This is a genomic window from Nonomuraea sp. NPDC049646, assembly GCF_044465525.1.
Lineage (GTDB): Bacteria > Actinomycetota > Actinomycetes > Streptosporangiales > Streptosporangiaceae > Nonomuraea.
Genome location: NZ_JBITLU010000003.1, coordinates 26219 through 46240 on the forward strand (window position 1 = coordinate 26219; position 20022 = coordinate 46240).

The following is a 20022-nucleotide window of genomic DNA, read 5'->3' on the forward strand; positions in this document are numbered from 1 at the left end:
CCATCGATGGGTGACGTCCTGATCGTGCAGAACAGCAGGAGCGGCGGCCCGAGCCGGCTCGGCGACTGGCTGGAGGAGGCCGGCCTGCGGCTCGACGTGGTGCTCGCGCACGAGGGCGCCCCGCTGCCCGACCGGCTGGACCGGCACGACGCCATGATCATGCTCGGCGGCGGCTACCTGCCCTCCGAGGACGACCGGGCCCCGTGGCTGGCCGGCGCCCGCCGGCTGGTGGGCCAGGCGCTGGCGGACGGCGTGCCGCTGTTCGGCATCTGCCTGGGCGGCCAGATGCTGGCCGAGGTCGCCGGCGGCGAGGTGACCGGCGACACCGGCGAGCCGGAGAACGGCAGCCTGCCGGTCACGATCCGGCCCGAGGCGGCCGAGGACCCGCTGTTCCAGGGCCTGCCGCCGGTGGTGCCCGCGATCGAGCACCACAAGGACGCCGTCACCCGGCTGCCGGCCGGCGCGGTGTGGCTGGCCGAGACGCGCGCCTGCCCCTACCAGGCGTTCCGGGTGGGCGAGCGGGCGTGGGGGGTGCAGTTCCATCCCGAGGTGCTGCCCGCGCGCGTGCGCGAGTGGACGCCCGACGGCTTCGACCCCGAGGAGGTCTACGCGGGCGCGGTGGCCGACGAGCCGGTCTCCACGCCGATCTGGCGCGAGGTGGCGACCCGCTTCGCCAAAATCGTCAACGCCTGACCGCCCGGCGGCCGGGTGAACCGCGGACAGGCCGATCTCCAGGCCGGGGGCGTACGAGACCAGCGGGCCGGGCGGTGGGCGGCGCGTGGGACGAATGGCTCTAACGTGGATGGAATGCGGGTAGACAGACTTCACCCCTGGCCGGCCGACGCGGCCGAGGCCGAGGCCGTCCAGGACCGGCTGCGCGGCCGCGTCGAGCTGGCCGGGCCCACGGCCTTCCCCCTGGTGGCCGGGCTCGACGTGCACTACCACGGCGACGACGAGGTGACGGCGGCGGTGGTCGTCCTGGACGCGGCGACGCTGGAACCGGTCGAGCGGGCGGTGGCCCACGGCAGGGCGGCCTTCCCCTACGTGCCCGGCCTGTTCGCCTTCCGCGAGCTGCCCACCCTGGTGGACGCGCTCGAACGCCTCGCCGTCACCCCCGACCTGCTGGTCTGCGACGGCCACGGGCTGGCCCACCCGCGCGGATTCGGCCTGGCCTGCCATCTCGGCGTGCTGACCGGCCTGCCCGCGCTCGGCGTGGCCAAGACGCCGTTCGTGGGCGAGCACGAGCCGCCCGGCCGGGAGCGCGGGGACTGGACGCCGATCGTCCACGAGGGCGTCACGGTGGGCAGGGCGCTGCGCACGCGGCGGGACACCAAACCGGTCTACGTCTCCCAGGGCCACCGCATCGGCCTGGACACCGCCACGTCCCAGACCCTGCTGCTCACGCCGCGCTACCGCCTCCCCGAGCCGGTGCGCCAGGCCGACCACCTGGCCCGGCACCCCAGCGGGACCTGACCGCCCCCTGGGCCGATCCCGCCGGGAAGGTCGGCGCGGGTCGGCGCGGGTCGGCGCGGGTCAGCGCCGCCAGGCCCAGACGACGAGCCACACGCTGAGCCCGAAGATCGTCATGCCCAGCGGCACGTGCGCGGCCACCGCCCCCGACCCGCCGAGCATCGACTGCAGGAACCCGAGCAGCAGCACCCCCAGGCTGACCAGCGCGGGCCAGCCCGCGCCGCCCCCCGGCCGCCACAGCAGCACGGCCGCGACGAGCTGGAGCAGCCCGAGCAGGTGGACGGCGCCCGCCCCGGCCCCGTGCAGGCCCGCGCCTGCCCCGCTCATGAGCTGCCCCGCCGTGACGGCCTGCAGCAGCACCGACAGCATGCTGAGCGTGGCGAGGGCCTTGAACGCGGTCAGATACCCGCTCCCCTTGACGACCTGGGTGACCACTGGACTCTCCTTCGACCTCGGGTGGACGCCCCCCAGGATCGCGCCGCCGCCGGAGCCGGGCATCCGCCGCCCGTCGTCATCCTCGCTACGCCCAGCGTCGTACGCCCGCCGCATGCCCGCCGGACGCCCGCGCGGGCTCACGCCGGTTCGTGCGCCCCCGAGGAGGCCAGCGGGGGCAGGATCGCCTGGGCGTCCGCGCCGCCGAACCAGAGCCCGATCACGAACGCGGCCGTCGCCTCAAGCTGGACCGCCCGGTCGAGGCCGCCGCCGTCCAGCGGGACGCAGCCCAGGTCGCGGACCAGGCCCCGGACCAGGTCGAGCGCGCGGGCGTCGTCGCCGCACAGGGGCACCGCCAGCGGCCGTCCGTCGAACACGGGCGGCGTCATCCGCCACACGTCCACGTGGCACAGGTTGAACGCCTTCACCACGTGCCCGCCCGTGAGGTCGGCGATCCGGCGGGCGATCGGACGCGTGACGTCGTACCTGTCGGGGGCGGCGGCGTTCGTCACGTCGATGATCGGCTTGCCGCGCAGGGCCGGGCCGGCGGCGGCCAGCACGTCGCCCAGCCCCGCCTCCCGGACGCCTGCCATCACGACCTCGCCGGACGCGGCCGCCTCCGCCCAGCTCCCCCACCGCGCTCCCGGGCGGCCGGCCTGGGCGTTCATGCTCTCCGCGCGGGCACGGGCGCGCTCGGGGTCGCGTCCGCTGACCGTCACCTCGTGCCCGGCCCTGATCCACTGCGTGCCGAGGGCGTCGGCCATGCCGCCGGCGCCCAGGATCCCGATCTTCATGTCGTCCTCCGTGTCGCGAAAGGGCTTTACTAGGACAAGGACTCTAGAAATCCCGTCACGCACCGATCGGTGCCTATCGGAGGCGTTACGTGTTCCTCGCCGACTGCCAGGCCAGACTGGCCTTCGACCTGATCGCCAACACCTGGAACGCGGTCGTCGTCTGGTCGCTGCGCCACGGCCCGTGCCGTCCCGGGGAGCTGCGCGCGCAGATCGGCGGGATCAGCCCCAAGGTGCTCACGGAGACGCTGCGCCGCCTGGAGTTCAACGGGCTGGTCACCCGCCGGGCCTACGCCGAGGCCCCGCCCCGCGTCGAGTACGAGCTGACCGACCTGGGCCGCTCCCTGCTCGGCCCGATCGAGGCGTTCGGCGTGTGGGCCCACGACCACGCCGAGGACGTCATGGACGCCCAGGACCGGTGGACGGGCTCGCACTCCCCCGCTTCATGAGGATTCTTTAACGCAGCGTTACTGAGTAATTACTCTGGGTAGCAAGTCGGTGGTTGTTTCCACCATCCCCAGGAGGTACTCATGCCTGACGTCCAACGCCGCGCCGCCGTCATCGGGGGCGTGCTGACCGCGACCCTGGCCGCCGCTCTCCTCGCGGCGCCCGCGTACGCCGTCGTCGATCCCGCCACCGCCGTTCCGTGCGCGGCCGAGGCCGCCGCGGGCCTGGCCGCCCTGGTGGACCCGGCGGCCCCCCAGGCGCCGACCGAGATCCCCGCGGCGGGCTGCCTGCATCCCTGACCGGCCGGCCGCCGCGCGGGCGGTGCGGCGAGCCACGCCGCACCCCCGCCGCCGGCCCTCCCCCCTCCGGCAGCTCCGACAGCGCAATCCCCGTGCCCGACCAGCAGCAGTCGAGGAGTCCCCATTGAAGTTCCGAATCCTGACCAGCGCAGCGGTCCTCGCTCTGGCGGCGGCGGCCGCCGTTCCCCCAATCGCCCTCGGGTCAGGGGGCCGAAACGATCCGGGGAACATCAATGTCCAGGCCATCGTCGACCGGGTCAACATCTTCACGTCGTAGTGAGGCCACCACAGTTGACCGTGGCCGAGTCCGACTCCGCTCCCCGGCCGCGGAGCTCGCTGGAGCACATCGGCTACGTCATGTTCCTCAGCCGGTGGATACAGGCGCCGCTCTACCTCGGGCTGATCGTGGCCCAGGTCGTCTACGTGTGGCGGTTCATGGTCGAACTCGCCCACCTGGTCGAACTCGGGTTCGGCGGCAACCCCCCGGAGACCACGATCATGCTGATCGTCCTCGGGCTCGTCGACGTCGTGATGGTCTCGAACCTGCTGATCATGGTCATCATCGGCGGTTACGAGACCTTCGTCTCACGGCTGCGCATCGACGGCCATCCCGATCAGCCGGAGTGGTTGTCCCATGTCAATGCAAACGTCCTCAAAGTCAAGCTGGCCATGGCGATCATCGGGATCTCGGGGGTGCACCTCCTGCAGATCTTCATCAACGCCGCCCGGCCGGCCATCACCGACAGGGAACTCGTATGGAAAACACTGATCCATCTCACCTTCGTGGTCTCGGCGCTGGCGCTGGCCGTGATGGATCGGATCATGGCGGGCGGGCGGCACGTCCAGCAGGCGCACCGGGATCAGCAGCCCGGCGGCGTCGCGCAGGAGCGGGTCGCCGCCGCCTAGCGATCGCACTGGCGGCCGGCGCGGGGCTGCTGGCCGGCATGGGCTGGGCGGCGTCGGCGATTCCGGCGTACGCCTCGGCCCCGGCGCCTTCCCAGGGGCCGCGGCCGCTCATCGGCGACGTGGTCGTCTTCAACGACGAGATCGTCGAGCCGGTGTCGCTCCCGGTGAGCACCTGCGGCGGCCTGCTGCCGGTGCTGAGCGGCGCGCCCACCGGCTGCGAGGGCACGTCCCGGGTGTCGGACGACGACGCCTGAGACCCCCGGCGCCCGCCCGCGGGGGCGGACGGGCGCCGGACCCCGGCCGGGTCAGCCGTAGAGACGTTCGAGCACCCCGGACGGTCAGCCGTAGAGGCGTTCGAGGACCTCGGCCACGCCGTCCTCGTCGTTGGAGGACGTGCGGTGCCCGGCCGTGGCCAGCACCAGCGGGTGCGCGTTGGCCATCGCGTAACCGGCCCCGGCGAAGGCCAGCACGGCCAGGTCGTTGGGCATGTCGCCGAACGCGACCACCTCGGCGGGCGCGACCCCGCGTCGCCGGCACAGCTCGGCCAGCATGGCCGCCTTGGTCACGCCCAGGGCGCTGACCTCCAGGAGCCCCGGCACCCCGGAGTGGGTCACCTCGGCCAGGTCCCCCACGGCCGCCGCCGCCGCGGCCGACATCTCGTCGAGGGTGTGCGCGGGCGAGAGCACCAGCAGCTTGACGATCGGCTCGCCCGCCTCGCACGCCGAGGCCACCTCCCGGTAGTGCGCCACGTCGTGCTCGACCCGCCTGGTGTAGCCGGACTCGGTGAGCACGCCGGTGCCGGTCTCGACGGCGAAGGCCGCCCCGGGCAGGGCCGCGGCCAGGCTGTCGGCGACCTTCCTGGCGGCCTGCGGCTCGATCGTGCGGCTAGTGACGATCCGCGCGGCGGCCAGGTCGTACAGGAGGGCGCCGTTGCTGCAGATCGCCAGGCCGGTCAGGCCCGCCTGCCCGGCGATGGCGTGGATGGAGCGCGGCGGCCGGGCGGTCACGAAGACGATCTCCGCTCCGGCGGAGCGGGCCAGGCCCAGGGCCCGCCGGGTACGCGGGGAGACGAGGCCGGCGGAGGTCAGGAGGGTGCCGTCGAGATCGGTGGCCACGATGCGGGGCGGGGTGGCGGAGGTCACGTCCCCTACCGTAGGTGCCGGCCGGGAGGGGACCGGGAGTAGGGTGCCCTCGTGTCTTCCGTTTCGGGGCGTTTCGCCCGGTCCGGGCCGCGGCCGGACGACCGGGTCGCCTCCGTCTTCCGGTTCGCGTCGGAGCTGGTCGCCTGGGTCGCGGCGCCGTGGGCGCTGCTTCCCGGGTCGGTGTGGCAGGCCGTGGCGTCGGTCGTGGTGCTGATCGGGCTGCCGACGGTGTTCGCCACGCCCGGTGACAAGCGGAGCGTGCCGGTCGCCGTGCCAGGGTTCGTGACCGTCGGGCTGGTCGCCCTCCAGCTCGTGGTGGCGGTGGCGGCGGCGTGGGTGGCCTGGCACGCGGTCGTGGCGGCGGTGGTCACGGTGCTGGCGGTGGTCACCGCGGTGCTGGAACAGCCGCGCTGGCGCTGGCTGCTGACGGGCTGAGCGGCCGAGACGCGTCCCTTCAAAGGCGCATCTCGGCGGGCAGGCGGGTGGCGGCGTTGAGGAGCTCCAGGCCGAGCAGGTCGCCCGAGGCGCCGTAGTCGAGGACGACGTCCTCCGAGACGGTCTGCCGTACCGCCTCACCTGGCACTATTTCGTGCTTCATCGCGATATAGGCGATGTCCTGTTCCTTGTCCCAGCTGACGTACACGGTCCTGGTGAGCTGCCGGTCCGGCGGGGCGTCGTCCGGCCGGAGCAGGCCCTCCTTGGCCTCGTGCGAGCCGGCCAGCGCCGCCCGTACCATGGCCAGCGCCACCTCGACCGCCTCCAGCGAGTCGCGCCCGGTCGCCCGGCGCTCGTGCTCCCACCCGGCCAGCCCGTCGATCCGGTACGGGCACGACCACTCCCCCGCCTCCTCGTACGGCATGCCGACGGTGACGGTCGCCTCGCGCGGCGGGACGGTCTCCAGCACCAGCACCCGCTGGGCGATCTCGTACATGCCGCATCATCTACCCAGACGCCCGCTTCCGGAAGACCCGCGGCCCGAGCCATATCATCCGGGGCCGATGCGTACCGGCTTCCGGCGGCGGCGGGTTAGTGTGCGTTAGGGTCGCAAGGGGGCCTAGATGAACGAGTCGTTCGGCACACGCCTGCGTGCCAGGCTGGACAAATTCGGCCCGCTCTGTGTGGGCATCGATCCGAGCCCGGCGTTGCTCGACGCCTGGGGCCTCGACGACTCACCGGGCGGCCTTGAGCGCTTCAGCCGCACGGTGGCCGACACGATCAGCGACGTGGCCGCCGTGGTCAAGCCGCAGTCGGCCTTCTACGAGCGCTGGGGCAGCCGCGGCGTCGCCGTCCTGGAACGCACCATCGCCGATCTGCGCGAGGCCGGCACGCTGGTGCTGCTCGACGTCAAGCGCGGCGACGTCGACACCACGATGGCCGCCTACGCCGAGGCCTACCTCGACCGGGGCAGCCCGCTGGCCGCCGACGCGGTGACGCTCAGCCCCTACCTGGGGTTCGGCTCGCTGGAGGTGGCGATCACCTCGGCGGTGGCCAACGACGCCGGCGTCTTCGTGCTGGCCCGCACCTCCAACCCGGCGGCGGCCGGGCTGCAGCAGCGGGTGGCCGACCTGGTGATCGCCGGGGCCGCCGCGGCCAACGCGGGCCACGAGCCGTTCGGGCCGGTGGGAGTGGTCATGGGGGCCATGCTGCCCGCGCTCGACCACTCCCTGGCCGACCTCAACGGCCCGATCCTGGCTCCGGGGCTCGGCGCGCAGGGCGCCTCACCCGCCGACGTGGCCCGGCTGTTCGCCCCGGTACGCGACTCCGTCGTGCCGTCGGTCTCCCGGGCCGTGCTGGCCGACCCGAGACACCTGCGGTCGAGGACCCTCCAGTACCGGGACGAATGCGTCACGTACCTGACGTGCTGAGCCGGTTGACGGCGGCCAGCACCGCCCGTACCGACGCGGTGAGCACGGAGGTGTCCTGACCGGCGCCCCAGCCGATCACGCCGCCCACCCGGGCCTCCACGTACGCGACGGCGCTGCTGCCCGTCCCCGGGTCCACGGCGTGCTCGGCGTAGTGCAGGACGTCGACCTCGACGCCGTCCCCGGCCAGCGCGGCGGTCAGCGCGGACAGCGGCCCGTTGCCGGTGCCGCGCAGCACCCGCCCCGAGTCGAGCACGCCCTCGAACTCGTGCGTCCCCGGCGCGGTCTCGGCCGTGCGCCAGGAGGAGAACCCGGAGCGCTCGCCGGGCGCGATGTAGGTGGCGTGGAACAGCGCCCACAGCTCGTCGGCGGTGATCTCCTCGCCGCTGTCGTCCGTGGCCCGCTGCACCGTCGCGGAGAAGTCGATCTGCAGGCGGCGTGGCAGGTCGAGGCCGTGGCGGGCGCCCAGCAGGTAGGCGATGCCGCCCTTGCCCGACTGGCTGTTGACCCGGATGACCGCCTGGTAGCCGCGTCCCACGTCGGCCGGGTCGATGGGCAGGTACGGCACCTCCCACGGCGCCAGCTCCGGCGGCACGCCCAGCTCGGCGGCCCGCGCAGCGTGGTGGGCCAGGCCCTTGCCGATGGCGTCCTGGTGGGTGCCGGAGAAGGCGGTGTAGACCAGGTCGCCGGCGTAGGGGTGGCGGTCGGGCACGGGCAGGCGGTTGCAGTGCTCGACGACCCGCCGGACCTCGTCGATGGCGGAGAAGTCGATCATCGGGTCGACGCCCTGGGAGTGCAGGTTGAGCGCGAGGGTCACCAGGTCGACGTTGCCGGTGCGCTCGCCGTTGCCGAACAGGCAGCCCTCCACCCGCTGCGCCCCGGCGAGCACGGCCAGCTCGGCGCAGGCCACGCCGGTGCCGCGGTCGTTGTGCGGGTGCACCGACAGGATCACCGAGTCGCGGCGGTCGAGGTGGCGGTGCATGTACTCGATCTGGTCGGCGTACACGTTGGGGGTGGAGATCTCGACGGTCGCGGGCAGGTTGTGGATCACCGGGCGGTCCGGGCAGGCGTCCCAGAGGGCGGTCAGGTCGTTGCAGATCTCCAGCACGTAGTCGGGCTCGGTGAGGTTGAACACCTCGGGCGAGAACTCGAAGCGCACCGGGAGCCCGTCGGCCAGGCGGGCGACCTGGCCGGCCGCGTCCAGGATGAGCTTGCGCAGGGCATCGCGGTCGTGGCCGAGCACCACGTTCCGCCAGGTGGGCGCTGTCGCGGTGTAGAGGTGCACGACCACGTCGGGCAGGCCGCGGATCGACTCGAAGGTGCGCTCGATCAGGTCCTGCCGGGCGGCGGTGAAGGCCACCACGGTCACGTCGCCGGGCACCGCGCCGGGCTCGGCCAGCTCCCGGAGGAAGTCGAAGTCGAGCCTGCTGGCCGACGGGTAGCCGACCTCGATCTCCTTGAAGCCCATGCGCACCTGGAGGTCGAACAGGCGGCGCTTGCGCGCCGGGTCCATCGGCTCGGCCAGCGCCTGGTTGCCGTCGCGCAGGTCGACCGGCACCCACAGGGGGGCGGCGGTGATGCGGCGCGAGGGCCAGGCGCGCTCGCCGGTCAGGGGCACCTCGACCCGCTCGTGGGCGGGCCGGTAGCGGTGACTGGGCATCGCGCTGGGGCGCTGCCGGTTCCATTCGTACACTTTTCGGGTCCTTCTTCGGCGGTCGGACGACCGGCAGCACCTCGCACGCCGCGGCGGGGTGCCGGTCCGGTCAGGCCCCGCCGCGGCGGCCGAGAAGAAGGAGACCGTACGACGACATGGCGGCTACACTAACCACAACACAGGTCCTCAGACAACCTGAGAGGTACGCATGCCGCTCGGCGCCCTCCGCCGCAGCCCTCTGGTCGACCAGGCCGTCCAGCACCTGCGCGAGCAGATCACCGAAGGCCACTGGCCGGTCGGCACCCGTCTGCCCGGCGAGAACGCGCTGGCCCAGACGCTCGGGGTGGGCCGGTCCACGGTCCGCGAGGCGCTGCGGGCGCTGGCCGGGGCGGGGCTGGTGCGGGCGCGTCAGGGCTCGGGGGTGTTCGTCATCGCCTCGGAACCGGCCGAGGACTGGCCGGCGCGGCTGCGCCGGGCCGCGATCACCGACGTGTACGAGGTCCGCATGATGGTCGAGACCCAGGCGGCCAGGCTGGCGGCGGCCCGGCGTACCGACGAGGACGTCGCGGCGATGGAGGCCGCGCTCCAGGCCCGCGAGCGGGCGGCGGGCGAGGACGACGCCGCGTTCGTCGACGCCGACATCGCGCTGCACGCGGCGGTCGTGGCGGCGGCGGGCAACCCGGTGCTCACGGACCTGTTCGCCGAGTTCGCGCCGGCGTTGCGGGAGGGGCTGATCGACATGGTGGAGCTGCTGGAGCTGCGCGGGCACGACCGCAACCCGGGGCACGACGCGCACGCCGCGCTGGTGGCGGCGGTCCGCGACGGCGACGCGGCGGCGGCCAGCGACCTGCTGCAGGCCGAGCTGGAGCAGACCCTCGCCCGCCTGCACACGAAACGTGGCGCCTGATGCCCCACAGGGGACAACCGGTCGCGGCGGGCAGCCCGAGCGGGCGCGGGCCGGACGGAACGACCGGTCACGGCGGGTGGGGCAGGCGGTGGGGCCCGGGCGGAACGGCCAGTCATGGCGGGCGAGTCAGGCGGTGGGCCCGGACGGAACGGCCGGGCACGGCGGGTGGGTCAGGCGGTGGGGCCGGCGTCGGGGCGGATGACGTCCTCGCCCTCGTCGTCCTCCTCGGGCGGCTCCTCCGGGGCGGGCTCCTCCTGCTCGTCCGGCGGGTCCGCGGACAGGGGGCGGCGGGTCCTGGGCGATCCGGAGGCGGACCGCTCGGCGACCACGTCGCTCTCCCCGTCCACGCCTCCCACCGTCTCGGGCAGGTCGTCGGGCTTTCGGCTCATGGCCCCCACCTGCCCGTGACGGCGTCCCTTGACGCCCGGCCGGACGTCAAGGGACGGGCTAGGACAGCTCCCGCAACGCGTCCTCGATCTCGGCCCTGACCGGCATCGACGTGCTGGCCCCCGCCCGCTGCACCGAGATCGCCGCCGCCACCGAGGCGAAGCGCAGCGCCTCGGCCGGCGCCAGCCCTTCGGCCCGCGCGACCGCCAGCGCGCCGACGAACGTGTCACCGGCGGCCGTGGTGTCCACCGCCTTCACCTCGATCGCCGGCACCCGCAGCCGCTCGCCCGAGCGCGCGCCGTAGAGCGCGCCCCGCGAGCCCAGCGTGATGACGGCCTCCTCGACGCGTTCGAGGAGCGCGTCGAGGGCGGCGTCGGGGTCGGCCTGGCCGGTGATGTCGGCGGCCTCGTGCTCGTTCGGGACGATCATGGTGACCGCGTCGAGCAGCTCGTCGGGCAGCGGCTGCGCGGGCGCCGGGGTCAGGACGGCGGGCACCCCGGAGACCCGGGCCGCCTCCGCGGCGGCCACGACGGCCGCCATGGGCAGTTCGAGCTGGAGCAGCAGGGCCCGCGACCCGGCGATCGTGGCCAGGTCGCCGCCGGACGGCCCGGTCACGGTGCCGTTCGCGCCGGGCACGACGATGATCGAGTTGCCGCCGGCGTCGTCGACCACGATGTGCGCGATGCCGCTGGGGCCGGGCACCTGGCGCAGGCCGCGGACGTCCACGCCGGCCTCGGCCAGGGTGGAGCGCATCTCGGCCCCGAAGGCGTCGTCGCCGACCGCGCCGAGGAAGGCCACCTGCGCGCCGGCCCGGGCCGCGGCGATGGCCTGGTTGGCGCCCTTGCCGCCGGGCACGGTCCGGAACCGGTGACCGGTGACCGTCTCGCCCCGTTTGGGGGCCTGGGATACGTACGCGACGAGGTCCATGTTGGCGCTGCCGAAAACCGAGATCATGCGGCCATCATCTCCTGAGTACGTCGCGCCAGCTCGCCGAGCCCCACCCCGTCGAAGCCGGTCAGGCTGCTGGCCAGGCTGTCGCGCATGAGCCAGCGGTCGGGGACGCCGCCGTTCAGCGCGCCCGCCACGGACCCCGCCGTGGCCCCTGCCGAGTCGGTGTCCCAGCCGCCGGCGACCGCGCCCGCGATCGTGGCGGTGAAGTCGCCCGCGCCGTGGATCAGCGTGGCGGCCACCAGCGCGGCGTTGTTGATCGTGTGCACCCAGTGCAGCGTGCCATGCCGCTGGTGCAGCAGGTCGATGACACGCTCGAAGTCCGGCTCGCGGGCGGCGTCGGCGACGGCCAGGCTGACCGCCTCGTGCAGGCGGGACTCGCGCGGCACGACCGACAGGCCCGCCTCGACGGCCTCCCGCGCCGAGCCGGCGACCAGCGAGGCGGCGCACATGGCCGCGACGAACATCGCGCCGTAGATCCCGTTGGCGGTGTGGGTCAGCCGGGCGTCGCGCCAGGCCAGCTCGGCGGCCGTGGCGGGGTCGCCGGGGTTGGCCCAGCCGTAGACGTCCGTCCTGATGAAGGCGCCGATCCACTCGCGGAACGGGTTGCGGCGGGTGGCCGTCTCCGGCGGCTCGAAGCCGTCGAGCAGGTTGCGGTAGGCGACCCGCTCGGCGGTGAACGTGCGGCCGGCCGGCAGCTCGTCCAGCCACAGCTTGGCGACGTCCTCGGTGGTGAAGCCGCGGCCGTGGCGCTCCAGGACGGACAGCGCCAGCAGCGGGTAGTTGAGGTCGTCGTCCTCGGGGATGCCGTCGATGTTCTCGGCCAGCGAGTTGACCGCGCTGCGCCGGTTCCACGGCCACCTGCTCGCGATCTCGGCCGGCAGGCCCTCGGCGGTGAACCAGCCGGTGATCGGCCAGTTGCCGGTGGCCTCGGCGATCTGCCTGATGCCCGCGCGCGGGATCTTCTCCACCGGCTTGCCCAGCACGCAGCCGGCCGCCCGTCCCTCCCAGGCGCCCAGCAGCCGCGCCGGGTCCGCCTTCGCCGCGCTCCCGGCCGCGCTCCCGGCCGCGGTCCCGGCCGCGCTCCCGGCCGCGGGCCAGTCGGGGCAGGCGGCGACGATGGCGTCCAGGTCGGAGGGCTCGGCCAGCGGCGAGGGGATCGCGGCCAGCTCGTCCAGCAGGCTCTCGGCCAGCGGGCGCAGGCGGGCCGCGGCGGCCTCGGAGGCGCCGGCGCGCGGCGGCGCGTCGTGGCCGCCCGCCGCGTGCCACCGTCCGGCCAGCTCGCGCACCTGCGGCAGGTCGCCCCTGCCGTCCTCGCCGGCCTGGCGCAGCTCGTGGCCGACCAGGTCCTCCGGCTGGACCCAGGTGAGCCTGATCATCGGGCGTCCAGCTCGGCGAAGGCGGCCTCGCTGGCGCGCCGCCGCGCCACGTCGCCGGCGTGCACCCGGCGCGCCACCTCGGCGATGGCCAGGCCGGGCGCCACCAGGTCGGTACGGCTGGCCGCCCCCACCTGCTCCACCCACTGCGCGGGCACCGCGGACAGCCCCCCGAGGGCGCCCGCGATCGCGCCGCCCATGGAGGCGATCGAGTCGGCGTCGCGGCCGTAGTTCACGCCGCCCAGCACGGTGTCGCGGACGTCGCCCTTGGCCGCGACCAGGAAGCCCAGCGCCAGCGGCAGCTCCTCGATGCTGTGCACCCGGCTCGGCCGGCGCGCGCCGAGCCCCTGGTCGCGGTAGGTGTCGGCGACCGTGTCGAAGGGCCGTACGGCCGCGCGCAGCACCTCGAAGGAGCCGTCCCAGTGGCCGACGCCGGCCGCGGCCTCGCAGACCGCCTCGATGGCGGCGCGGGTGCCGTCCTTGGCCAGGCGCAGGCAGGCGGCGACCACGGAGTCGACCGTGGCGCCCGGCCGCATGGCCTCGGCGACGGCGGCGGCCATCACGCCGGCGGCCTCGCGTCCGTAGCTGGACTGGTGGGCCCCGGTCAGGTCGACGGCCTCGGCGTAGGCGGCGTCGGGGTCGGCGGCGTTGACGATGCCGACGGGCGCGACGTACATGGCCGCGCCGCAGTTGACGATGTTGCCGACGCCGGCCTCGCGCGGGTCGACGTGCCCGTAGTGCAGGCGGGCCACGATCCACTTCTCGGCCAGGAAGATCCGCTGCAGCGGCAGCGCCTCGGCCTCCAGCTCGGGGATCCACCGCCGCTCGCCCATCAGCTCCGGCACCAGGTGGTCGGCCATCGCGTACGCGTCCAGGTGGCCGCCGACCTTCTCGTACACGCGGATCAGGGCGTGCGTCATCAGGGTGTCGTCGGTGATGTGCCCGTCGCCCTTGTGGTACGGCGCGATCGGCCGGGCGTTGCGCCAGTCCTCGTTGTACGGCGGCACGATGCCCTCGACGCGGCCCCCGTACCGCTCCACGATCTGTTCGGGAGTCCAGCCCTCGGTGGCGCCGCCCAGCGCGTCACCGACCGCCGCCCCCGCCACGCAGCCAGTGGCCCTGTCCTCAAGCGGCGTCATGCGATTCCCTTCGTCAGTTCGATCAGATCCTTGCCCGCCAGCTCCGGCAGGCAGCAGCCCGCCAGCGTGCGGGCCGGCGCGAGCCACCCCTCCGGGATCGCGCCGTATCCGCCGGCGGCCCCCGCCAGCGCGCCGGTCAGCGCGGGCGCCGAGTCGGCGAGCGCCGGCAGGCAGGCGGCGGCCGGGACGGCGCGGGCCAGGTCGCCCCCCGCTGCCTCGGCCAGCGCCAAGGCGACGGGCACCGTCTGGGCGGCGCCCACGCCGTAGCTGTAGACGTGGTCGAGCAGCGCGGCGTCCAGCGCGGGCACCGCGCCGAACGGGTCGCCCGCCTTCCGCGCCGCGGCCAGCGCCACCCGGGCGTTGTGCCCGATGGCGGTGTCGCCGGGCAGGACGGCGAGCGCCGCCTCCACGGCCTGTCCCACCGAGCCCGACGCGACCGCCGCGGCCACGGCGGCGGCCATGGCCTGGGCCCCGAGCAGGCCGTCGCCGGCGTTGGTCACCTGGGCGTCCTCGGTCGGGTCCCGGTTCAGGGCGCCGAACGCGACCGCCCGCACGGCGGCGGCGTCGTCGAAGTGGTGGGGGTTGTCGTGCCCGGAGGCCGGCGGCTCGACGCCCCTGGCCAGGTTGTCCAGCGCGGTGGCCACCGAGATGCGCGCCCGGACGCCGGTCAGCTCCCGGAACGCCGCGGCCCGCGGCCGGTCGATCGTCAGCAGCGTCCATGCCAGCCATTCGGCGTCGTCGGACGGCCCGACGGCCAGCGGCGCGATCGGCTGGTTGAGCGCGAACGGCACCGGCAGCGTGGTGACCCGGTGCTCCTCGGCGAAGGCGTCCAGCTCGCGGTGCAGGCGCCGGCTCCAGGGCGCGTGCAGGGCGGCGCGGTGCCTGGCCGCGGGCCAGCCGGCGGCGTCGCCCACGGCGAGCCCGATGAAGGCCCCCCTGATTCTGTCCCCCGACATGATGATCTACAGTCCTTCCGCCAGTTCGTCGGCGACGTCCAGCACGTGTCTTCCGGCCACGACGGGCAGGCATTTTCCGCTCACCGGGCCGATCCGGGCGGCCCATCGTCCGGGCACGCCCTGCTCTCCCTGGATGGCGCCGGCGATCGCGCCGGCGATGGCGCCGATCGTGTCGGCGTCCCGGCCCAGGCTGACCCCGAACGTCACCGTGGCCTCCACCTCGCCGCCGCCCGCCAGGACGGCGCCCAGTGCCAGCGCGACGGCCTCGGGCGCGAGGTCGGTCCAGGGGTAGTGCCGGACCACGACGGCCTCGTGCAGCGCCTCGATCAGGGCCAGTTCGTCGTCCGCGCCCGTGGCGAGCACGTCGCGGGCCCTGACGATCGCGCGGGCCGTCCAGGAGTCGGCGGGGACCACCGACAGCGCGGCCGCCACGGTCTCGGCGGGCGTGCCGCCCGCCATGGCGGCGGCCACGGCCCCGGCGACCGCGCGGCCGCCGAGTATGCCCTCGCCCGACCCGCTGACCAGCCCGTCCTGCTCGATCAGGCGGGCGGCCTCGGCCGGGTCGCCGGGGCAGAAGATCCCGTACGGCGCCGCCCGCATGGCCAGCCCGTCGGACCAGCCGTGCTGGTGGACGCGTCCGGTCAGCGGCGGCTCCAGCCCCCGGCGGAGCGCTTCGATGGTGCCCAGCTCGGAGAAGCCGGCGCCGCGCATCGGCCCGGTCACCGACGGGATGATCTCCTGCCGGTACGCCCGCGCGACGTCGGCCGCGGTCAGGGCGTGCCCGTGCCGGACGAGCAGCGAGGCGGCGAAGATGGCGTACTCGGTGTCGTCGGTGCCGCCGCCCTCGATCTCGGTGAGCCGGCCCCACCGCCGCCGGATCTCCGACGGCGACAGGTTCTCGGCGGGGGCGCCGAGGGCGTCGCCGGCCGCCAGGCCGAGCAGACACCCCCGGGCCCTCAGGCGATGAGTCACTGCTGGTACCGCTCCAAGACCTGGTTGCCGTCCTCGACGAGCCGCTTGGCCGCGTCGTCGATGGTGATCTTATTGGCGAAGTACTCCTGCAGGACGGGCGTGGCGACCTTGCTCTTCCACTCGTCGAAGCCGTTCACCTTCAGGAACGGGGCCACGACCAGGTTCTTGGCGGAGGCGGTGGCGACGTCCCAGCCGTTGTCCCGGGTGGTCATCGCCGGGTCGGCGGCGGCCGTCTGCGAGGTCGGCAGCAGCCAGTCGCCCTTGGCGAGCTTGGCCTGGTTGGCGCCGTTGAGGAAGAACGAGATGAACTTCATGGCCTCGTCCGGGTGCTTGCTGTCCTGGGCGATCGACAGCGTCTGCGAGACCGCGCCCTGCTGGGCGCTGGTGCCCTTCGGCGCGGGCAGCGTCACCCAGTCGAAGTCGTCCGGGGCCTGCTCGGCGACCTGCTGGCGCAGGTAGACGCCGGCCGGCAGCAGCGCGAACTTGCCCTTGTAGAAGGCGGGCAGCGGGTCGGCGGTGCCCTGGCCGAGCGCGGCCGGGTCGGCGGACTTGTCCTTGTAGAGCTGGTCGTGGATGCGCTGGAGCACCTCGCGCTCCTCCGGCCCGACCTTGACCGTGGTCTTGCCGTCGGCGGTCTGGAAGAACGTGCCGCCGAAGTTGAGCGCCAGGTTGAGCGTCTTGTTGACCGGCGACTTCATCGGCCAGGCCACGCCGAACGTGCCGCCCTTGGTCATCTTCTTGGCGGCCTCGGAGAACTCGTCCCAGGTCCACGGGTTGTCCGCGGTGGGGACGCGCACCTTGGAGGCGTCCAGGAGCTTCTTGTTGGCGATGATGACCTGCGACTCCTGCAGGAACGGCACGCCGTAGATGCCCTGCTCGCCCTTGCCGCCGTTGAAGGTGACGGTGTCCCAGGCGGACTGCGGGATGTCGCCCTTGAGGTCGGCGGGCAGCTTGCTCGTCAGGTCGAGCAGGTAGCCGTCGGAGGCGAACCCGGCCAGCGCCGGCGAGTCGTTGTGGATCACGTCGGGCGCGGTGCCGCCGGCGAACTGGGTGACGAGCTGGTCGTTGACGTTGTCCCAGCTGCCCTGCACGTAGGTGACCTGGGTCTTGGGGTTGGCCTTGTTCCACTCGTCGACGATCTGCTTGTTGGCCGCGACGGACTCCTTCTGCCAGGCCAGGCTGAGGAAGTTGAGCTTCACCGGCTCGCCGGACGAGGCGGCCTCTCCACCGCCCCCTCCTCCGCTGCCGCCACACGCGGCGGCGAACGTGAGGACGGCCGCCGCCGCCAGTGCGGACTTGATTCGCATATGAGCCTCCTACTAGCCCTTCACGGCGCCGGCCATCAGGCCGGACTTCAGTCGCCGCTGAATGATTGCGAAGAAGATCAGGCTCGGGATCGTCGCCATGAGCGACGCCGCGGCCAGCGGGCCGAGCCTGGCCACCCCCTCGGGGCCGGTGAACCGCACCAGCGTGAGCGGGAGTGTCATCACGTCGGGGTCCTGGAGGATCACGAGCGCGAACAGGAACTCGTTCCACGACGAGATGAAAGAGAACAGCAGCGTGGCCACCACGCCGGGCGCGAGCAGCGGCGCCACCACGCTGGCGATCGAGCGCAGCCGCGTCGCGCCGTCGACGGCCGCGGCCTCCTCCAGCTCGCGCGGCACGGCCCGCACGTAGCCCTGGAGCATCCACAGCGCGAACGGCAGCGTGAACGTCACGTGCACGACGACGAGCCCCGGCAGGGTGTTCACCAGCTCCAGATCCCGCAGGATCATGAAGAGCGGGATGATGATCAGGATGAACGGGAAGACCTGGCTGACCAGCACCCACCCGATCGCGACCTTGTTGAGCAGGCTGCGGTAGCGGGCCATGGCGTACGAGGCCGGCAGCGAGATCAGCACGGTGATCACGCTGCTGAACAGCGCCACGACCAGGCTGCGGCCGGCCGCGCCGATCAGGTCCTGCTCGCCGAAGGCGTCGGAGAAGTTGGACAGGGTCGGCTCGCGCGGGATCCACGTCGGGTCGGCCAGGGCCATCTCCTGGGGCGTCTTCAGCGCCGTCGACAGCAGCCAGAACAGCGGGAAGGCCAGGAAGACGATGTAGGCGACCAGCGCGAGGTACTGCGGGGCGCGTCTCATCGGGTCTCCCTCATCTGGCGCCACAGGTACAGGCCGAGCACCGCGAGCACGACGATCGCCATGGCCAGGCCGAGCATCGAGGCGTAACCGGCCATCCGGTAGCGGAACGCCTCCTCGTAGGCGAACAGCATCGGCAGCCGGGTCTGGCCGCCGGGCCCGCCCTGGGTGAGCACGTAGACCAGGCCGAACTGGTTGATGTTCCACACGAAGTCGAGCGAGGTGATCGACACGATCACCGGCCGCAGCTGCGGGAGCGTGATGCTCCAGAACCGCCGCCAGCGGCCCGCGCCGTCGACCTCGCCGGCCTCGTACAGCTCCCTCGGGATGCCCTGGAGCCCGGCGAGCAGGACCACGGTGGTCTGCGGCATGCCGGTCCAGACGCCCACCACGATGATCGCGGGCAGCGCGAGCGAGAAGTCGGCCAGCCAGTTGACGTGCGTGCCGAGCAGGCTGTTCAGGATGCCCGCGTCGGGGTGGTAGACGAGCTTCCACATCAGGCCGATGACCACCGGCGGCATCGCCCACGGCACCACCGCGAGCACCCGGGCCAGGGTCCTGAAGCGCAGGTTCTGGTTGAGCAGCACGGCCAGGCCGAGCGCGGCCAGGAACTGCAGCACGGTCACCGAGACCGACCAGATCGCGCCGATCCGGAAGGAGGCCCAGAAGTCGTCGTCGGTGAGCAGCCGGCCGAAGTTCTCCAGGCCGACGAAGCTGGTCTCGTGGACGCGCGTGTTGCGGGCGTCGGTGAAGGCCAGGCCGATGCCGTACAGGAGCGGGCCGACGCTGAACAGCGCGACGGGCACCAGCGCGGGCAGCATGAGCAGCCACATCTCGCGGTTCCCGCGCGACTTGGGACGCCGCCGGGAAGGCGGGCGCCGGGGCGGTGCCGCCGTGGTCACGGTCGCGGTCACGTCCTGCCTCCCTCATGTCCGTAGGTCTCGCCCGCCGTCGAGGCCCGCACCACCAGGCGCGGCGGAACGGTGATCACGCGCGGCGCGGCGTCGTCGCCGTTCAGCCGGTCGAGCAGCAGCTCGGCGGCGGCCTTGCCGCGTTCGGCCGAGCCGAGCGAGACGCTCGACAGCGACGGCCAGGACGCGGCGGCCAGGTCGGTGTCGTCCATGCCGACCACGGCCACGTCCTCGGGCACCCGGCGGCCGGCGGCGCGCAGCACGTCGAGGGCGCCGAGCGCGATCAGGTCGTTGGCGCACATCAGCGCGTCGACGTCGGGCGCCCGGTCCAGCAGCTCGGCCACCGCGCGGCCCCCTTGCGCGCGGTAGAAGTCGCCGATCTGGACCAGGTCCTCGTCGTAGGGCAGGCCGAGCTGCTCCAGCGCCTCGCGGTAGGCCGCGCCGCGCGAGGCGCCGGGCCAGGTGTCGGGCGGGCCGTTGACCAGCGCGATGCGCCGGCGGCCGAGCGCGTGCAGGTGGTCGACGGCGAGCTTGACGCCGGTGCGCGAGTCGGCCCGTACGTTGTCCACCGGCGTGCCCTCCGGCACCGTGCCGATGATCACGACGGGCGCCCTGGCCGAGGCCAGCATCTCCAGGTGGGCGTCGGTGACCCGGAGTGGGCTCATGATCAGCCCGTCCACGTACCGCTCGCCCAGGCTGTGCAGCACGTCGATCTCGTCGGCCACGACGGCGTCGGTCGAGTGCAGGACGAGCCGGTAGCCGGCCGCCTTGAGCACGGGCTGGATCTGGCGCAGCATCGCCAGGTAGGCGGGGTTGCCGACGTCGGCCATGGCGAAGGCGACCTGGTGGGTGCGCCGGGACTTGAGCGACCTGGCCACGGCGTTGCGCACGTAGCCCAGCTCGTCGGCGGCGGCCATCACCTTGCGCACGGTCTCCTGCCTGGTCGGCAGGCCGTTGAGGACCCGCGAGACGGAGGCGATCGAGACACCGGCGCGCTCGGCGATCGTGGTGATCGTGGGTCCGTCGGCCAAGGCTGTCCTTCCAAGAACGTAAACGTTTACGGGAAAGTGTCTGTAAACGTTTACCGTGTTTCGCACATGAAACCGGGCCCTCACTTCAGGGTCAAGTCACGATCCCATAACGCCAGGTCAGCGGGCATACGCGGGAAAAGGGAGCGCCCGCTCCCCCGGACTCGGGGAAGCGGGCGCGTCAGGACACCTCAGGCCGCGGACGGCTCCCGGGGGTCCGCGGGCCGCCTGCGCGCCCCGGCCGCACGGAACGCCCGGCG

Annotated in this window: 24 protein-coding genes; 9 read left to right on the top strand and 15 right to left on the bottom strand. The window is 73.7% G+C overall.

Features of this window, described 5'->3' with window-relative positions:
* The first annotated feature begins 6 nt into the window (after window positions 1-6).
* Together ACIBQ8_RS09120 and ACIBQ8_RS09125 are read left to right on the top strand one after the other, a co-directional pair.
* A complete protein-coding gene (locus ACIBQ8_RS09120; protein ID WP_397175201.1) occupies window positions 7-693 on the top strand; it encodes a type 1 glutamine amidotransferase in 687 nt (228 codons plus the stop codon).
* 114 nt (window positions 694-807) lie between these two features.
* Entirely contained in the window at window positions 808-1473 is a 666-nt protein-coding gene (locus tag ACIBQ8_RS09125) for an endonuclease V (RefSeq protein ID WP_397175199.1), read from the top strand.
* Between the two features lie 60 nt (window positions 1474-1533).
* On the opposite strand, the gene ACIBQ8_RS09130 is transcribed toward ACIBQ8_RS09125, so the two are convergent.
* Both ACIBQ8_RS09130 and ACIBQ8_RS09135 read right to left on the bottom strand, forming a co-directional pair.
* Window positions 1534-1905, bottom strand: coding sequence for a hypothetical protein (locus ACIBQ8_RS09130; protein WP_397175197.1), 372 nt, complete (start codon window positions 1903-1905; stop codon window positions 1534-1536).
* Window positions 1906-2042: 137 nt separating this feature from the next.
* Window positions 2043-2696 carry an NADPH-dependent F420 reductase gene (locus ACIBQ8_RS09135; protein ID WP_397175196.1) on the bottom strand — a complete coding sequence of 218 codons (654 nt, stop codon included), beginning with the start codon at window positions 2694-2696 and terminating at the stop codon, window positions 2043-2045.
* Between the two features lie 89 nt (window positions 2697-2785).
* Here ACIBQ8_RS09135 and ACIBQ8_RS09140 point away from each other — a divergent pair, with 89 nt between their 5' ends.
* From ACIBQ8_RS09140 to ACIBQ8_RS09155, 4 genes are all read left to right on the top strand, one after another.
* A complete protein-coding gene (locus ACIBQ8_RS09140; RefSeq protein WP_397175194.1) occupies window positions 2786-3142 on the top strand; it encodes a winged helix-turn-helix transcriptional regulator in 357 nt (118 codons plus the stop codon).
* Between the two features lie 81 nt (window positions 3143-3223).
* Complete coding sequence (locus ACIBQ8_RS09145) at window positions 3224-3439, top strand: hypothetical protein (protein WP_397175192.1); 216 nt, start codon at window positions 3224-3226, stop codon at window positions 3437-3439.
* Between the two features lie 297 nt (window positions 3440-3736).
* The gene (locus tag ACIBQ8_RS09150) at window positions 3737-4345 is read left to right on the top strand and encodes a TIGR00645 family protein (RefSeq protein ID WP_397191653.1); all 609 of its coding nucleotides are present in this window, start codon (window positions 3737-3739) and stop codon (window positions 4343-4345) included.
* 38 nt (window positions 4346-4383) lie between these two features.
* The gene (locus ACIBQ8_RS09155; RefSeq protein ID WP_397175189.1) at window positions 4384-4599 is read left to right on the top strand and encodes a hypothetical protein; all 216 of its coding nucleotides are present in this window, start codon (window positions 4384-4386) and stop codon (window positions 4597-4599) included.
* A gap of 84 nt (window positions 4600-4683) precedes the next feature.
* On the opposite strand, the gene ACIBQ8_RS09160 is transcribed toward ACIBQ8_RS09155, so the two are convergent.
* Window positions 4684-5487, bottom strand: coding sequence for an HAD family hydrolase (locus ACIBQ8_RS09160; protein ID WP_397191654.1), 804 nt, complete (start codon window positions 5485-5487; stop codon window positions 4684-4686).
* Between the two features lie 51 nt (window positions 5488-5538).
* On the opposite strand from ACIBQ8_RS09160, the gene ACIBQ8_RS09165 reads away from it, so the two are divergent.
* A complete protein-coding gene (locus ACIBQ8_RS09165) occupies window positions 5539-5922 on the top strand; it encodes a hypothetical protein (protein ID WP_397175185.1) in 384 nt (127 codons plus the stop codon).
* 19 nt (window positions 5923-5941) lie between these two features.
* On the opposite strand, the gene ACIBQ8_RS09170 is transcribed toward ACIBQ8_RS09165, so the two are convergent.
* The gene (locus ACIBQ8_RS09170) at window positions 5942-6418 is read right to left on the bottom strand and encodes a DUF2283 domain-containing protein (RefSeq protein WP_397191655.1); all 477 of its coding nucleotides are present in this window, start codon (window positions 6416-6418) and stop codon (window positions 5942-5944) included.
* A gap of 127 nt (window positions 6419-6545) precedes the next feature.
* Between ACIBQ8_RS09170 and pyrF the strand changes: the two genes are divergently transcribed.
* Entirely contained in the window at window positions 6546-7352 is an 807-nt protein-coding gene (gene pyrF, locus ACIBQ8_RS09175) for an orotidine-5'-phosphate decarboxylase (protein ID WP_397191656.1), read from the top strand.
* Here pyrF and ACIBQ8_RS09180 read toward each other — a convergent pair.
* A complete protein-coding gene (locus ACIBQ8_RS09180) occupies window positions 7333-9009 on the bottom strand; it encodes a 2-isopropylmalate synthase (protein ID WP_397191956.1) in 1677 nt (558 codons plus the stop codon). The genes pyrF and ACIBQ8_RS09180 overlap by 20 nt on opposite strands.
* A 202-nt stretch (window positions 9010-9211) precedes the next feature.
* On the opposite strand from ACIBQ8_RS09180, the gene ACIBQ8_RS09185 reads away from it, so the two are divergent.
* Window positions 9212-9910 (top strand): FadR/GntR family transcriptional regulator, encoded by a 699-nt coding sequence (locus ACIBQ8_RS09185; protein ID WP_397191657.1) that lies wholly within the window; start codon window positions 9212-9214, stop codon window positions 9908-9910.
* A gap of 170 nt (window positions 9911-10080) precedes the next feature.
* On the opposite strand, the gene ACIBQ8_RS09190 is transcribed toward ACIBQ8_RS09185, so the two are convergent.
* Genes ACIBQ8_RS09190 through ACIBQ8_RS09235 form a run of 10 tightly spaced genes read right to left on the bottom strand, consistent with a single transcriptional unit; the run spans window position 10081 to window position 19765 of the window.
* A complete protein-coding gene (locus tag ACIBQ8_RS09190; protein ID WP_397175177.1) occupies window positions 10081-10299 on the bottom strand; it encodes a hypothetical protein in 219 nt (72 codons plus the stop codon).
* 58 nt (window positions 10300-10357) lie between these two features.
* Window positions 10358-11251, bottom strand: coding sequence for a ribokinase (rbsK, locus tag ACIBQ8_RS09195; protein WP_397175176.1), 894 nt, complete (start codon window positions 11249-11251; stop codon window positions 10358-10360).
* Window positions 11248-12624: an ADP-ribosylglycohydrolase family protein gene (locus tag ACIBQ8_RS09200; RefSeq protein WP_397191658.1), complete on the bottom strand. Its 1377-nt coding sequence runs from the start codon at window positions 12622-12624 to the stop codon at window positions 11248-11250. The genes rbsK and ACIBQ8_RS09200 overlap by 4 nt, the downstream gene beginning before the upstream one ends.
* Window positions 12621-13760, bottom strand: coding sequence for an ADP-ribosylglycohydrolase family protein (locus ACIBQ8_RS09205; RefSeq protein ID WP_397175172.1), 1140 nt, complete (start codon window positions 13758-13760; stop codon window positions 12621-12623). The genes ACIBQ8_RS09200 and ACIBQ8_RS09205 overlap by 4 nt, the downstream gene beginning before the upstream one ends.
* A complete protein-coding gene (locus tag ACIBQ8_RS09210) occupies window positions 13757-14716 on the bottom strand; it encodes an ADP-ribosylglycohydrolase family protein (protein ID WP_397191659.1) in 960 nt (319 codons plus the stop codon). Before ACIBQ8_RS09210 ends, ACIBQ8_RS09205 begins: the two co-directional genes overlap by 4 nt.
* 6 nt (window positions 14717-14722) lie before the next feature.
* Window positions 14723-15688, bottom strand: coding sequence for an ADP-ribosylglycohydrolase family protein (locus tag ACIBQ8_RS09215; protein ID WP_397191660.1), 966 nt, complete (start codon window positions 15686-15688; stop codon window positions 14723-14725).
* Complete coding sequence (locus ACIBQ8_RS09220; RefSeq protein WP_397175167.1) at window positions 15685-16995, bottom strand: ABC transporter substrate-binding protein; 1311 nt, start codon at window positions 16993-16995, stop codon at window positions 15685-15687. Before ACIBQ8_RS09220 ends, ACIBQ8_RS09215 begins: the two co-directional genes overlap by 4 nt.
* 12 nt (window positions 16996-17007) lie before the next feature.
* Window positions 17008-17826, bottom strand: a complete 819-nt coding sequence (locus ACIBQ8_RS09225; protein ID WP_352328137.1) for a carbohydrate ABC transporter permease — start codon at window positions 17824-17826, stop codon at window positions 17008-17010.
* Window positions 17823-18737 (bottom strand): carbohydrate ABC transporter permease, encoded by a 915-nt coding sequence (locus tag ACIBQ8_RS09230; protein ID WP_397175165.1) that lies wholly within the window; start codon window positions 18735-18737, stop codon window positions 17823-17825. Before ACIBQ8_RS09230 ends, ACIBQ8_RS09225 begins: the two co-directional genes overlap by 4 nt.
* Complete coding sequence (locus ACIBQ8_RS09235) at window positions 18734-19765, bottom strand: LacI family DNA-binding transcriptional regulator (RefSeq protein WP_397175163.1); 1032 nt, start codon at window positions 19763-19765, stop codon at window positions 18734-18736. Before ACIBQ8_RS09235 ends, ACIBQ8_RS09230 begins: the two co-directional genes overlap by 4 nt.
* Between the last annotated feature and the right edge of the window lie 257 nt (window positions 19766-20022).